Origin of the sequence: Halopseudomonas litoralis (assembly GCF_900105005.1) — a bacterium.
Classification (GTDB): Bacteria; Pseudomonadota; Gammaproteobacteria; order Pseudomonadales; family Pseudomonadaceae; genus Halopseudomonas; species Halopseudomonas litoralis.
Window position 1 is genome coordinate 1,470,137 of the sequence record NZ_LT629748.1, and the last position, 13,226, is coordinate 1,483,362.

Below are 13,226 nucleotides of genomic sequence, written 5' to 3' on the forward strand. Positions count from 1 at the left end.
CCATGATAGGACGACGGCAACAAGGCTTCACCATGATTGAGCTGATGGTGGCACTGGCGGTGATTGCACTTCTGTTGACGCTGGTTGCACCAGGTTATCTGAATCAAGAAGCCAGGGCGCGGGAAGAAGCCCTTCGTTACAACCTGCATATGCTGCGTAAAACCTTGGATGATTTTCATGCGGATAAAGGACGTTACCCTGAAAAGCTGGATGACCTGCTCAGCAACAAGTACCTGCGGGCGATACCACCTGATCCGATGACCGGGAGAAATGACAGCTGGAAGTTGATAGCGGCGGAAGGCAACCAGGCGGGGATCTACGATATAAAAAGCACGGCTCAAGGGCAGGCCCTGGATGGAACGCGCTATGTCGACTGGTAGTGCTTCGCTCAAAGCCCAACAAGGTGTGACTTTTTTATGGGCGTTGCTGTTGCTGGTTGTTCTGAGTTTGGGGTTGGGGCGTTTACTGGAGATTCAGAGCACACGCACCCAGAGAGCAATGGAGGCAGAGCTGTTATGGATTGGCGAGCAGTACCGACGGGCTATAGAACGGTATTACCAGTCTTCTCCGGGTGAGGTGAAACAATTGCCGTACAAGTTGGACGATCTGCTACAGGATCCTCGCCTGCTGACGTTGACGCGGCATTTGCGAGAGCTCTATGCCGATCCCATGACTGACCAGCCCTTTATGGAAATACACGACCATAGAGGAATGCTGATAGGGGTACGCAGTACCTCGACCCGCCAGCCAATCAAGGCCGGCGGTTTCTCCCCTCACTATGCACATTTTGCCAAGGCGACAGGTTATCACCAATGGGAATTCATTTTTCTACCATGAAGCGAAATGCTGTACAGAGCGGCTTCACTTTGCTCGAGCTGTTAGTCGTTATCGTGATAATCGGGCTGCTGGCTGGCATCGTCGCGCCCAACCTGTTCCGACAGCTTGGTAGTTCCGAGATAACCACTGCCCGCGCGCAGATGGATGCGTTGGTCAAGGCGCTCGACCAGTACCGCCTGGAACTCGGTCATTACCCTTCTACCCACCAGGGACTTGACGCGCTGGTGCGCCCGCCTGCAGGCGAGAGCCGTTGGCGTGGCCCCTACCTGCGCAAGGAGGTGCCACTCGACCCCTGGGGTACGCCCTATGTATTTCAATCTCCAGGGCCGGATGGCCAGGATTTTCTGCTTATTTCTCTCGGCAAGGACCGTATGCCGGGTGGAGATGGCGATAATGCGGATATTCAATGGTGAATCCATGGCACGTTACAGGGTAGATAAGCTATTGCCCGGTGGCCAAGTCACCCGGGAGCTGCTGGAGGCGGAAAGCGAGCAGGCATTGCTGCGCAGGGCGGAGGAGGAAGGGTGGAACGCGATCCACATACACCCAATGGGAGAAAGATTCAGCCTATCGTTCGGTAGCTTCGGTAAGCCTTCGCTGATGCTGCTCAGCCATGAATTGAAAACCCTATTGGAAGCCGGCTTATCGCTCATGGAAGTCCTGACAGCGCTGGCCGAGCGCGAGAGTCATCCTGCCCAGAGAGCCGTTCTGGAAGAGTTGCAGCATCGAGTCAGGCAGGGCGAAAGCCTATCTGATGCTATGTCTCACCAACCCGACAGTTTTCCACCGCTGTTTGTCGCCACCATTCGCTCTGGAGAGCGTACAGGCGACTTGCCACGTGTCATTGGACGCTACCTGGATTACAGCGGGCAACTGGACGAACTCAAGCGCAAGCTATTGAGCGCTATCACCTATCCGATACTGCTATTGGTGGCTGGCACGGCGGTCGTGCTGTTCTTGCTTGTTTACCTAGTGCCTCGTTTCAGTGTCATCTATGAGCAGGTTGGTACCGACTTGTCCCTGCCAGCCCGGACGCTGTTGCAGTGGGGCGTATGGGCCAAGGACAACCCGTTTTTGCTTGCAGCCGGTCTACTGGCTATTCCTATCCTGACCATTGCGGCATGGCGCAACGTGGCGGTACGCGCCCGCATCACGCAGTCGCTGATAAGTAGTCGGTGGGTAGGCAGGCATTGGCAAAGCTTCAATGTAAGCCGTTACTGCCGATCGCTGTCTCTACTTGCAGGAGGCGGCATTCCCCTGCCTGAGGCCATGCGCCTGGCAGGAGGTTTATTGCCCGCTTTGCTGCAGGAGCGTTTGCACCTGGCAATAGAACGCATTCAGCACGGTCAGCGGCTTAGCGATGCACTGTCAGGCAGCCAACTAATGACGCCTATCGCCCTGCGTCTACTAAGGGCTGGAGAACGCAGTAGCGATGTGCCGAGTATGTTGGAGCAGGCGGCTGACTTTCATGATCGCGAGCTGGCCCATTTGTTTGAGCGGTTGAGTAAGCTGATCGAGCCGCTGCTGATGCTGTTTATCGGCCTATTGATTGGTGGCATTGTAGTGATGATGTACCTACCGATCTTTGAACTGGCAGGGAGCCTGCGCCCATGACCTCATTGTCCCAGCTGGTTGATGAGGCCATGCAAGGTGTGCCGGTAGTACCGGGCGTGTCGCCCGTGGCCCAGTTGATCAAACAGACCGATCTGCCTGAAGAGCAATTACTGGAAGAGGTTGGCCGACGCGCGGGGTTTCGTGTGCTTTATCCTGCCCAGATGGATGATTGCACCCCCGCATTCGATGCCATACCGCTACAGGACTGTTTGGGAAAAGAGTTGTTGCCTTTGTACGATGATCATGACCGGTTGCTCATCGTGCTTTGCGATCCTTATCGCCCGTTCCTGCACGAATGGCTGACAGAGTCGCTTGGACCACGTGCTTTTGAAATTGCCTTGAGTACGAGAGCAAACATCCAGACTTTCATGGCCAGCTGGGGCGAAAGCCATCGGTTGTCCCAGGATGTCACGAGTGCCTCCCTCGATACTGGGCGGTTGCCCGCGCTGACACTCACCGTTGCCTCGCTGAAGGAAGAGCATCCAGCGGTGCGCGGTCTGAACGCTATTTTGCTCGATGCAATGAATAGCCGGGCCAGTGATGTCCATCTTGAAAATACCCAATCGGGATTACTGGTTCGACTGCGTCTGGACGGTGTGCTGGTGATGGTCAACACCTTTACAGGGCGAGAGCTGGCGGAGCAGATTGTCTCGCGTATCAAGGTGCTGGCTGAATTGGACATTTCTGAACAGCGCATCCCCCAGGATGGCCGCTGTCGAGCGATCATCAATGAGCGCGATGTGGATATCCGCGTATCCATCATGCCTGGTCTATTCGGTGAAGATGCCGTGCTGCGCTTGCTCGACCGCAGTCACCTGACAGGTGAGGATGCGGAGTTATCCCTTGAACGGCTTGGCTTTGATGACGAGTCGCGTCTGATGTTGCGCAAGATCGCTCGCCAACCCTATGGCATGTTGTTGGTTACTGGACCGACTGGCTCGGGCAAGACCACTACGTTGTATTCGCTGATAGGCGAAGTGCGTACCAGCGAAGAAAAGATCATCACCATCGAAGACCCGGTGGAATACCAGCTGGAAGGGGTTTTGCAGATTCCTGTCAATGAAGCCAAGGGGCTAACCTTCGCCCGTGGTCTGCGCTCTATACTTCGTCATGACCCTGACGCCATCATGGTCGGAGAAATACGCGACCCAGAAACCGCTACCATCTCCATTCAAGCGGCGCTGACTGGCCATACTGTCTTCACCAGCGTGCATGCCAACAGTATTCTCGATGTCATCCAGCGGTTCCGCCATATGGGTATAGATGCCTACGCCATGACTTCCGCTCTGAACGGTGTCGTGGCTCAACGGCTGCTGCGCCGCATTTGTACGCACTGTGCCACAGCTTGGCATCCTGATGCGGCCTCCCTCAAGGAGCTGGGGCTGATCGACGAGGTCGACGTAAGCACGGATTACCGTCAGGCCAAAGGCTGCAGTCAATGTCGTGGAACGGGATATCGGGGGCGCATGGCGATTGCCGAGTTTATGATCCTTGATGATGAAATAAGAGAGTTGATAGTGTCCCAGGCCCCTATATCGCGACTCAAGGAGAAGGTACGTCAGCGTGGAACTCGATTCCTTAGGGAAACGGCGTTGGAGTGTGCAGCCCGAGGACTGACGACACTTCAGGAGGTGGCCCGTGTTACCTTCGCGGAATAAAGCAGAGGCTCTGCGAGTCTATCTGTCAGCCACGCAGCTCTGCCCGGCGCTAGCCAGTAGCTTGCCTGTAGTAGGACTGGAGGGTGGGGCGTCAGCCGAGCAGTGTGCCCGCTGGTTGCAGCAAACTGCCGCACAACTATCAGGCAAGCCATTGCAGGTGCAGCTGTGCGGGGCATTGACCACTATCTTCTGTATGCCTTTTTCTGCGGCCATGGATACGCCAGCGGCGGTCCAACGCATGGCGGGTGGATATGCTCGGCATGCGCTGGGTGATGTCGCACCGAGCGATTACGTGGTGATTGAGCCGCTGAGTTATGGTCAACCTGCGCTGATTCTGGGGTTGGATCCATCATTAGCAAATCTGGCGTCCAACCAACGGCTGCAGCGAATGGAGCCATACGCCATAGCGGCATGGAATCGTTACTGTAATGCACTTACAGAGCACTGCTGGCTCGCCGTCGTGGAACCGGCGACCATCACCTTGCTGTATAAGCACGGCGTCTGTATTCATGATGTATTCATTCGCCGTCTGGCTCCAGCTTCGAATAGTGTCGCGGCGATCCAGGCTCTGATTCGCCAACAATTTCACCGACCGGCGGATGCTGCTTATCTGATTGATGAGTTCGGGCTGATTCCGGTAGGTGAACCACTGGGCTCGTTGGAGCGTCTCAGCCCAACTCAGCCGGTCTTTTCATTCGTAGCGAATAAGCCGTCATGATGTGCCCACAGCAATACCGCGCCCACTTCCTTAATACCAGGTATGTTCCGCCTGGTATCTGGATTGCGCTTGCAATCTTTGTGGGTATGGCTGTCGTACAGACTACTTGGCTGTGGCACCGTAGCCAGCAGGTCGGTGCTCTGCAGGTGCAATTGCAGAGTCTTGAGTTGCTACCCAGTCAAGGGTCACGCCATGCGCAACCTGACCCGATCATGCAACAATCCTATCGGGAACTTCTGGATATCTCGACGCAGCTTACGCTTCCTGTGCATATCTGGATGGCTTGTCTGCAGCCGCCCGCCCAGGTACCCGTGCGCATCACCAGTTTTGACTGGAATGCCGCCACTGACGTCATCGACATGCGTATGAACGTCTATCATCGCACTGAGTTTGCCGATTATCTCCAAGCTCTTGCTGAACAAAAATATCCTTGCTCGGCCAGTCTGCGACAGGAAGAGCGTACCCAAGAGGGCGGTTATCAGCTCAGCTTGAGATTGTACTCCCTGCACAAGGAAGCTGCCGGTGAAAGATAACCTGATCTCCAGTCTGCATCGTTGGCGTTGGACCTTTGCTTATCGGTTTGCTTCTCTGAGTAAACTGGCAAAGACGATACTATTTATCATCCTGACGGGTCAGGTTTTGCTGCTTGCGGGATTAGTCAGCCTTGAACGTCATGTTGTAGAGCTGCGACAGATGGTGGAGCTGAGCCAGGTGGCAGCCGACAACCCGGTTGCCAATACTGAGGTGGATTACAGAGATATACTCAATCGGTTTAATACTTTTTTGCCTGAGGCCGGAGCGCTTACTCACATCACCACGTCGTTGCACGCTGTTGCCAACGAGGCCGGGGTTACGCTTAATACATTGGGCAGCCAAATGATTGTCGGCCAACCCGCCAGCATTGTTCAACGTCAGGCTTTGCGGTTGCAACTGGCGGGTGAGCACGGCAGCGTTGAGCGCTTTATTCTCTTGGCCTTACTCGAGAATGACGCATTGTTGCTCCGACGTTGGGCCTATCAGACCGGTACAGCTGCTGCTACCAGTACCATCGACTTTGAACTGGTAGTCAAGCCATGATTTCTCGCAAGCTGATAGCGTTGCTGATTACCAGTGCGGCACTGGCTTGGCTCACCAGCCGGCCAGAACCTGCGTCGATACCTGCAGTGACGCTACCTACTAAGCAGCACCCCGGCCAGGCATCACCGCCGCTACAGGCTCAGCCGGTTCCCGAGCGGGAACCATGGCGGCGTGCTATCGAGCTGCCTGCAGTAGAATTTGTACCGGAGCCTGAACCCGAACCTGTCTTCGAACCGGTGCCGATGCCTATCATGGTTTCACCGCCACCACCCCCTCCACCGCCTAGCGCACCGCCATTGCCGGTCCAGTATCTAGGACAACTGCAGCATGCTGGTAAGGTGATGCTGTATATCCGCTATCAAGACCGTGCCCAGAGCATTGCCGCAGGAGAGCAATTGGATAACCTGTATCGCTTGGATCGGATCGCTCAAGATTACGCTGTGTTCCGCTACCTGCCCATGGATGTTCAACAGGAATTGCACTGGAATGCCGAGCCTTAGGTTTATGCATGCCCGTGGCTTTACCTACATCGAAATGCTCGCCTCGCTGGCGATTATCAGTTTGATCGCCAGTATCAGTTTCCCGCTCTGGACTCTCCAGCAAGAGCGGGAGAAAGAGCAAGATCTACGTCTGGCTCTGCGTGAAATCCGAACCGCTATTGACACCTACAAGCACGCTTATGATGAGCATCGCATTGAGCAACGTGAGGGCTCATACGGCTATCCCAAGAGTTTGGGAGAGCTTGTGGAAGGTGTGGTAGATGTATCTACTCCGGATAGGCGAAAATTATATTTTTTGCGCAGAATCCCCTTGAATCCGTATATGGCCGCAGATGTGCCGCGGGACGAGCACTGGATACCATTGGGCTATCGAGAGCAGGGCAAAGAGCAGCGGGGCAGGGATGAGCTGTTTGATATAAAGGCTGTAGTCCCGTAGTTAACTCATCTGGGTATTCCCTCACTGTGCTCAGGCATTCCAGCCCGTCGATATGCGGATCGGCGCTGATAAACCGCGCAATGATCGGATCGTAGAGCCTTCCGTTCATGTTCACCAAGGCCATGTCGTCGAGCATTTTCTGCCCGGTAAAGCCATGGTGGGGTGCTCAGGCTTGGCAGGATGCCCAAGCCCTGGTTATCGAATGCTTGGTCATCGCTGCCATCCAGGCCTGAGAAGTGGCAAAACTGGAGCCCATGATGGATTGGAAGCAGTATGTGGCCGCGCCAATGGCCCCATGGCTCTGGTGACTTGGCCTACGGGCTTCATCACCGCTGAACACGCTCTTGACCGCTTTCTTGACCTCGCCGCCGATTTTCTTCACCAGTTTCTCCAGGGAATACCCACTGGGATCGATGGCATTATATAGGGAGGTGATTTAGTCGTTGTGTCGCTGTTAAAGAACTAGTCGATCCAACCCTCTCCCTGTAAGCTAATCGTATCAATACCGGGCTCGACTTTTTCTTCAGTGATGTGAAAATGAGCTTTTCCATCCAAGAATTCATGCACAGGACCTGAGAAAAGATCTCTAGCATTGTTTTCTCGCTGTTCGCAGTCTGAACCGTACTGCAGATATACTTCAGACCCATTTTTCTGGAATGCCAAGCCAGATAACAATTCTCCTGAATGCTCAGCTTCTTGATAATCCAAAATCAAGTCCATCAAAGTATTCATTGTCTTTACCCTTTCGATTCCATCAACATCCCAAGATATTGCCACCTTGACAATGCAGTCAGAACGGCTGTAAAGCGCTATCTCCTCAGTGTCTGCGCAGCCGGAAATGGAAAGCATGACAGCTATTATTAAAATTTTTAACTTTGCAAATTCTTTCATGGGCGTAAATTTACCTGAATGTAGCTTACTGCAGAGTTGTCATGCACTAAGTTCTGAACTGGAACCCATACTCTCCATCTATATGGATAGACTCCCCGCCAAAAAATCAAGTGATGATATTGTTTGGTTGAGCAATATGGTTGGGGAGGTGCGGGATCAAGGCCCACCATAATTTTCCATCTGGGCCAATATTGTCATGCTCCACATGAAAATAGAAATTGTCTGCCGCACCACCACAGCCCGAAAAAGACTCAATGAGTCTCAGAAACCCAATTTTCTTTATATCAATAAGGTAGAGGAGCTCGATATAGCCCTCAAGGACTCCGTCGGAATGAGAGTTGACTCCTCTGGTCGCCGTATAGAACTAAGGTTGTGAAGGTTAAGATTTATATATATACCATCCTTGCTTCTTGGATGGGGTGAAACCTCTATCTCCTAACTCTTCATTTGTCAATGCGCCGGGGAGGGAAAGAGTCCAACTTGTTATATAAACTATGCTTTCCAAATGACCAGAAACAGATAGCCCTGATGCGTGCATGACAAAAGATACTGTTGACAAGGGATTTTCCTTATAATCACCTCTTCTTCCACAAGAAACTGATAGTGCACCGACTTTTTCTAGCTTCTCTTTTATCAATTTTATGGCTGCATCCAACTCTTTTGAAGAGTGCACGTTTTTATAGTAGCTGGTGGGCTCATCCTTTGAGGATACTCTATTTATTTCAGCGTTTTTTTCGCAAATACCCACAACGGACTGCAACTCGGGAAGCATGATATCTATGGTTTCCTCTAGATTTCTTGGAGGAACCTCTTTTATTTTTTCCTCATTCAACGCCTCGTTGAAGATTTTCCAACTTTTCTTATTCTGGGGCTCCTCGCAGCCGGACATAGTCATCAAAGAAATTATGATGAATAAAAATAGCATTCGATTAATAGTTTTTATCTGCATAATCCCAGCCTCTCATAATGTTGATTGAATCACCTGGGTTGTCTCCCCATGTAAACCCACTCCTGGTTGTTAGGCGACTAACGGGGTCTGGGAAAAGATATCCGCCATAAGTCCTAGACAAGAGTCCTGTGGCGATTGCTAGGTGGCGAGAATTACCTCCGCCTTGCTTTGTAACCTGGTAAAGCCCTGCCCCATACAAGCTGCCTTCAAGATTGAACCCATGGGCTCTTGCTACAATTCCGAAGTGCATATTTCCAAAATCATCCAATCGAGCAGGGGAAATCCCGGCTGCGATTAAATTTGCATTATTTTTATAGTCCCAATCTCCGCCAGTGGCCACTTTTCCTAGCCACTCTCTAGTAGATATGCTGGCAGCATTCTTGACGTTATGGTCGATATCAATCCCCCCAGCCGAAAGAATATCACCATACTTTCTTTCAAAAGCTTTTCGGGAGTGTCTTCTCTCATTGAACTCATGCCCAACAATGGCAACAACGGCACCTTCCGCGAAATTCCCGCCTCCCAGCTTAGCACCGATACCTCCAAACAGCCCCGCCCCAAAATGATTATTGGTCAGGCCATTGACATCCCCGAATGCCCCAAAGCTACCCGCCAGAAAGCCCGAACGGAAGTCACCACCCGATACCACCGAGGTAATTCCACCTCTGACTCCATGCATTCCAACATTCGCGATGGCACTATTAGCGTTGCTACCTATCCAGTGCGCTGCATGTGCACCGGCATAGGCAGTGGCCCCTGTTAACGCTCCTATTCGCAATGATTGATTGAAACTAGCCCCGTGAGCATGGGCCACAGCAAAACCACCTCCTCCCATCATGGCAGCCATACATGCAGCTGCTGCAGGTCCAGGACAAATATAAAACGAAGCGATAGCCACCAGCGGCTGAGCCAATGGTCCCATGGCTCTGATGACTTTTCCTACTGGCTTCATCACCGCCTTGAACACACTTTTTACTGCTTTCTTGACCCCGCCGACAATTTTCTTCACCAGTTTTTTCAGGAAGTATCCACTGGGATCAGTAGCACTGAGCGGGTTGTTATGCACGTAGCTGTAGCTGTTCAGTCCCTGGGTGCTGTACAGCCCATCGATATGCGGGTCAGCGCTGATGAACCGCGCAATGACCGGGTCATACAGTCGCCCATTCATGTGCACCAGGGTCATGTCGTCGAGCATTTCATGCCCGGTAAAGCCGTGATGAGTGCTCAGGCTCGGCAGGATACCTAGGCCCTGATCATCGAACTGCTGGTCATCGAGGCCGGTCAACAGCCGGCGCTTGCCCCACGCATCATAGGAGGAGCGCTCGAGGATCCGGCCCTGGTTGTCGGTAACCGCCACGATCGAGCCCAGATGGTCGGTATGCAGATAGCGTTCCTGCGGATGGGCGGCGCTGATGCTGACACCGCCTTCATCGATGCGCAGGTTGTCCAGGTAGGTCAGGCTATCGCTGTTGGCCGGGCCACTGCGGCCATAGGCCACGAAGCGCAGTTGGCCGAGCTGAGGGATATGCGTGCTGTATTGATAGCCGGCACTGCGCTGGCCGCCCTTCGGATAGAAGTACAGGCTGCTGCCGCTTTCGTGGGCTTCGATTTCCAGGGTGTAGTGGGTATTGGTCACCTCACCCAGGAGGTGATTGAGGGTACTGGCGGTACCGCCGTTGGGGTTTTTGCTGGTCACCCGGGCGTAGAGCTTGTTGCCAGAGATATAGGCCCGTAGATCGCGGGCGCCGGTCTGGGCGGCCGCAGTGCTGCCGGCATTGTTCAGGCCAAGGGAGATCACCCGGCCGGTTCCACTGCTGCTGGCCAGGCTGACATCGACGCTGAGTTTCACGCCCTCGCTGGCAGCGTAGTAGGTGCTGCTGCGTACGAGGGGCGATTTGGCTGTCGTCCCTTCGGCTGTCTGCAGCGTGTGCAGGGTCAGCCGTTGGCCCGCCGCATCGTATTTGACGGCCCCGGCGGGGTCGGCGCTGGCGGTTGGCAGGACCAGTCCGGTGGTGTTGGCCGCAAAACTCTGGTTGAGCTTGTTAACGGCTGCCCCGGTGTTCAGCGTGACCAGCGCGGCGACGGCTTCGCCGTTGGCATACACATGATGGGTGTACTCGGTGACAGCGCCGTTGCGCTTGATCTCGAAGTGGGCGCCCGAGTCCAGCCGCGGGTTGATGTAGAGGGTAGTGGCGCCATCGGTGTGGACGTGCTTGATGCGCTGATAGTCCGCATCGTAGGCGAAGCTCTCGGTTTTGCCGGTGCTGCTGCGGCTGGTGCTCAGCGGTTTGTTGAAGGCCGTCCAGGTGAAGGTGCGGCCGCCACCGGTGCTGACGTTGCCGTTGGCATCATAGGCGTAGGTGGCATAGCTCTGGGTGCAGCTACCGGTGGCCATGGAGCTGTTGCGGCACACCTCCGCCACGGCCTGTGGGCGGTTGCTGTGATAGCGGTAGTAACCGATATCGCTCTTGTAGGTGATGTTGCCGACCTTGTCGTATTGGACGGTGCGGGCTGTCTGGCCGACCACGGTGGCGCTGGTCAGACGGTTATGCGCATCGTACTGGAAGGTTTCGGTCAGGTTGCTGCGGTGTTCGCTGCGGCTGAGCAGGTTGCCCAGAGCGTCGTGCAGGTAGCTGTCATTCTGTACGTTGTTGCGCGCGCTGTTGGTCCCGGCGGCCAGGCTGGTGAGTTGTCCGGTGAGCGGATCGTAGCTGCGCAGGGTCTGCACGCCGTTGCCGAGGGTGGTTCTGAGCAGCCGACCATGGGCATCGGCGGTGGTGGTGGCGGTGTCGCTGATCTGCCAGTAGACCCGCTGGCCATCGGCGTTCTGCACCTTGGTCAGGAAGCCGCGGCTGCTGTAGACATTGTGGTAGCTGATGCCGGTGGGGTAGGTCAGAGACTGGACACGACCGAGGCTGTCATAGCTGGTGCTCAGGGTGTAGTCCTGGCTGTCGACGCGGGTGGTGGTCTGGATCGGGCGGCCCAGGGTGTCATAGGCATGGGAACGGGTATAGCCGTTGCTGGCCGTGACCTGGGCCAGCTTGCCGATGCCCTTGGTGGCGGTGTCATATACCCACTGACTGTTGAAGTCCGGCGCCTGCCGCTGGACCATCCGGCCCAGCACGTCATAGCTGATCTGGGTGGTCTGGCCTTTGGCGTCGGTCTGGCTGATCAATTGGCCGATGCTGTTGTACTGATAACTCCAGGTACCCTGGTTGGGGTCCTGGTCGGTGAGCTTGTTGCCGGCCAGGTCGTAAGTGTATTGACGCAGCTTGCCATTGGCGTCGGTCACCTTGAGCAGGCGCCCGAGCGCATCATATTCATACAGGTTGGTGGCGGCCTCGGCAGTGCCGACCGCATCGACCACCTGTACAGGCTGACCCTGCAGACCGACATCCTCGGTGCGTTTCTGATTGAGTTCATTGGTGTAGGTGGTGCGCAACCCGCCATAGGCGATGCTGGAGACCTTGTTGTTGGGGGTGCGGATCTGAGTGGTCCGCCCGAGCAGATCGTAGGTATAGGTGGTCCACTTGATATCCGTGGCCCCCTGGAAATAGGGCTCGGCGCTGCGGGTGACTTCGCCCTGGCTATTGAACTCCTTGCGCCCGCTGATGACCCAGCGGCCATCGAGCGACTGGGTGCGGCTGTACAGCTCACGGCGCAGGCTGTCGAAGTAGGTATAACTTTCCGGGGTGATCGGCGTGCCGGCCAGATCCGGGGCGCCGCCCGGGGGCAGGGCGGTGTTGGGGTCCTTGACCACCTGGGTCTTGACCGAGAAACGGGCATGAGTCGGGCAGTTGCTGTCCCCGGCACAGTGGGCATAGGTGGTCAGGGTCTTGGTACCATCGGCGGTCATGCTGGCCACGACCCGGCCGAAGATGTCGTACTGGTTGTAACTGGTCAGGCCATTGGGACCGGTCTCGCTGAGCAGGTTGCCGGTGTTCAGGTCATAGTTGCGTGTCAGGGTGTGGCCCAGGGCGTTGGTCTGGGTGACCGGGAACAACCGCAGGGTACTGTCATAGGTGGTGGTGGAGATGACTTCGGCAACCCGTTTGGCGGGGGTGGTGCTGTAATCCGCCCGCACCCCGGTCAGGGTGACGTTACCCCAGGCGTCGCGCACATAGCGGGTCACCACCTTGAAGTCCGGCTTGTTGGGTTCGCTGATTTCCTGGGCCACCGCCCCGGTGTTGCTGTCGTACACCGTCTTGGACACCTTGGTGAGGGTGGAGCTGCCCTGGGTGTGAGTGATGGTGGCGGTATCGAGCTGGTTGGTTCGCCAGCGCACCAGATCCGGCGCGTAGTAGGTGTTCTGGTTGAGCGTGGTCATGCTCTCGACCACCCCGTCGGCGCGGCGTGCCTGCTGGGTGATCAGTACCCGGGTGGCATTGCCATAGGCATCGTAGGTGGTCTCCAGGGTTTTGGTCTGGTGCGCGGTGGCGGTATTGACCTCGATCCAGGCAGCCTGGGCAGGCAAGAACCAGCCCAGCGACAATGCAACCAGTACCGCGCGACCTATCATCCCTGTCATGGTGCCCATCCTTCGTTC

At 55.3% G+C, this 13,226-nt stretch carries 14 protein-coding genes; 10 read left to right on the top strand and 4 right to left on the bottom strand.

Features of this window, described 5'->3' with window-relative positions; all coding sequences use genetic code 11:
• Positions 1 to 2: 2 nt before the first annotated feature.
• The 10 genes from BLU11_RS07090 (at position 3) to BLU11_RS07135 (ending at position 6,840) form a co-directional block, all read left to right on the top strand.
• Positions 3 to 380, top strand: coding sequence for a type II secretion system protein (locus BLU11_RS07090; RefSeq protein WP_269433240.1), 378 nt, complete (start codon positions 3 to 5; stop codon positions 378 to 380).
• On the top strand, positions 355 to 837 hold the full coding sequence (locus tag BLU11_RS07095; protein WP_172828676.1) for a hypothetical protein: 483 nt from the start codon (positions 355 to 357) through the stop codon (positions 835 to 837). Before BLU11_RS07090 ends, BLU11_RS07095 begins: the two co-directional genes overlap by 26 nt.
• Entirely contained in the window at positions 834 to 1,250 is a 417-nt protein-coding gene (gene gspG / locus BLU11_RS07100) for a type II secretion system major pseudopilin GspG (protein ID WP_090272692.1), read from the top strand. Before BLU11_RS07095 ends, gspG begins: the two co-directional genes overlap by 4 nt.
• Positions 1,231 to 2,451, top strand: a complete 1,221-nt coding sequence (locus tag BLU11_RS07105; RefSeq protein WP_172828677.1) for a type II secretion system F family protein — start codon at positions 1,231 to 1,233, stop codon at positions 2,449 to 2,451. The genes gspG and BLU11_RS07105 overlap by 20 nt, the downstream gene beginning before the upstream one ends.
• A complete protein-coding gene (locus BLU11_RS07110) occupies positions 2,448 to 4,109 on the top strand; it encodes a GspE/PulE family protein (RefSeq protein WP_197674263.1) in 1,662 nt (553 codons plus the stop codon). Before BLU11_RS07105 ends, BLU11_RS07110 begins: the two co-directional genes overlap by 4 nt.
• 151 nt (positions 4,110 to 4,260) lie before the next feature.
• Positions 4,261 to 4,827, top strand: a complete 567-nt coding sequence (locus tag BLU11_RS07115) for a hypothetical protein (RefSeq protein ID WP_157718603.1) — start codon at positions 4,261 to 4,263, stop codon at positions 4,825 to 4,827.
• Positions 4,828 to 5,039: 212 nt separating this feature from the next.
• Positions 5,040 to 5,360, top strand: a complete 321-nt coding sequence (locus tag BLU11_RS07120; protein WP_157718605.1) for a hypothetical protein — start codon at positions 5,040 to 5,042, stop codon at positions 5,358 to 5,360.
• Positions 5,350 to 5,904 carry a hypothetical protein gene (locus BLU11_RS07125; RefSeq protein ID WP_090272696.1) on the top strand — a complete coding sequence of 185 codons (555 nt, stop codon included), beginning with the start codon at positions 5,350 to 5,352 and terminating at the stop codon, positions 5,902 to 5,904. Before BLU11_RS07120 ends, BLU11_RS07125 begins: the two co-directional genes overlap by 11 nt.
• Positions 5,901 to 6,404 carry a hypothetical protein gene (locus BLU11_RS07130; protein WP_090272697.1) on the top strand — a complete coding sequence of 168 codons (504 nt, stop codon included), beginning with the start codon at positions 5,901 to 5,903 and terminating at the stop codon, positions 6,402 to 6,404. Before BLU11_RS07125 ends, BLU11_RS07130 begins: the two co-directional genes overlap by 4 nt.
• Positions 6,391 to 6,840 carry a type II secretion system protein gene (locus BLU11_RS07135; RefSeq protein ID WP_157718607.1) on the top strand — a complete coding sequence of 150 codons (450 nt, stop codon included), beginning with the start codon at positions 6,391 to 6,393 and terminating at the stop codon, positions 6,838 to 6,840. The genes BLU11_RS07130 and BLU11_RS07135 overlap by 14 nt, the downstream gene beginning before the upstream one ends.
• 166 nt (positions 6,841 to 7,006) lie before the next feature.
• Here the strand turns inward: BLU11_RS07135 and BLU11_RS19225 are convergent, their stop codons facing one another.
• From BLU11_RS19225 to BLU11_RS07145, 4 genes are all read right to left on the bottom strand, one after another.
• Positions 7,007 to 7,222 carry a hypothetical protein gene (locus BLU11_RS19225; RefSeq protein ID WP_157718609.1) on the bottom strand — a complete coding sequence of 72 codons (216 nt, stop codon included), beginning with the start codon at positions 7,220 to 7,222 and terminating at the stop codon, positions 7,007 to 7,009.
• An 80-nt stretch (positions 7,223 to 7,302) separates the two neighbouring features.
• On the bottom strand, positions 7,303 to 7,731 hold the full coding sequence (locus tag BLU11_RS07140; RefSeq protein ID WP_090272699.1) for a hypothetical protein: 429 nt from the start codon (positions 7,729 to 7,731) through the stop codon (positions 7,303 to 7,305).
• A gap of 379 nt (positions 7,732 to 8,110) precedes the next feature.
• Positions 8,111 to 8,680 (bottom strand): hypothetical protein, encoded by a 570-nt coding sequence (locus BLU11_RS19230; RefSeq protein ID WP_157718611.1) that lies wholly within the window; start codon positions 8,678 to 8,680, stop codon positions 8,111 to 8,113.
• The gene (locus BLU11_RS07145; protein ID WP_157718613.1) at positions 8,661 to 13,208 is read right to left on the bottom strand and encodes an RHS repeat-associated core domain-containing protein; all 4,548 of its coding nucleotides are present in this window, start codon (positions 13,206 to 13,208) and stop codon (positions 8,661 to 8,663) included. Before BLU11_RS07145 ends, BLU11_RS19230 begins: the two co-directional genes overlap by 20 nt.
• Positions 13,209 to 13,226: the final 18 nt, after the last annotated feature.

What these genes read in the sequence shown, in the direction of transcription:
- BLU11_RS07090 (WP_269433240.1), top strand. Translation starts at nt 3, where the DNA reads ATGATAGGACGACGGCAACAAGGCTTCACCATGATTGAGCTGATGGTG.
- BLU11_RS07095 (WP_172828676.1), top strand. Translation starts at nt 355, where the DNA reads ATGGAACGCGCTATGTCGACTGGTAGTGCTTCGCTCAAAGCCCAACAA.
- gspG (WP_090272692.1), top strand. Translation starts at nt 834, where the DNA reads ATGAAGCGAAATGCTGTACAGAGCGGCTTCACTTTGCTCGAGCTGTTA.
- BLU11_RS07105 (WP_172828677.1), top strand. Translation starts at nt 1,231, where the DNA reads ATGCGGATATTCAATGGTGAATCCATGGCACGTTACAGGGTAGATAAG.
- BLU11_RS07110 (WP_197674263.1), top strand. Translation starts at nt 2,448, where the DNA reads ATGACCTCATTGTCCCAGCTGGTTGATGAGGCCATGCAAGGTGTGCCG.
- BLU11_RS07120 (WP_157718605.1), top strand. Translation starts at nt 5,040, where the DNA reads ATGCAACAATCCTATCGGGAACTTCTGGATATCTCGACGCAGCTTACG.
- BLU11_RS07130 (WP_090272697.1), top strand. Translation starts at nt 5,901, where the DNA reads ATGATTTCTCGCAAGCTGATAGCGTTGCTGATTACCAGTGCGGCACTG.
- BLU11_RS07135 (WP_157718607.1), top strand. Translation starts at nt 6,391, where the DNA reads ATGCCGAGCCTTAGGTTTATGCATGCCCGTGGCTTTACCTACATCGAA.
- BLU11_RS07140 (WP_090272699.1), bottom strand. Translation starts at nt 7,731, where the DNA reads ATGAAAGAATTTGCAAAGTTAAAAATTTTAATAATAGCTGTCATGCTT.
- BLU11_RS19230 (WP_157718611.1), bottom strand. Translation starts at nt 8,680, where the DNA reads ATGCAGATAAAAACTATTAATCGAATGCTATTTTTATTCATCATAATT.
- BLU11_RS07145 (WP_157718613.1), bottom strand. Translation starts at nt 13,208, where the DNA reads ATGACAGGGATGATAGGTCGCGCGGTACTGGTTGCATTGTCGCTGGGC.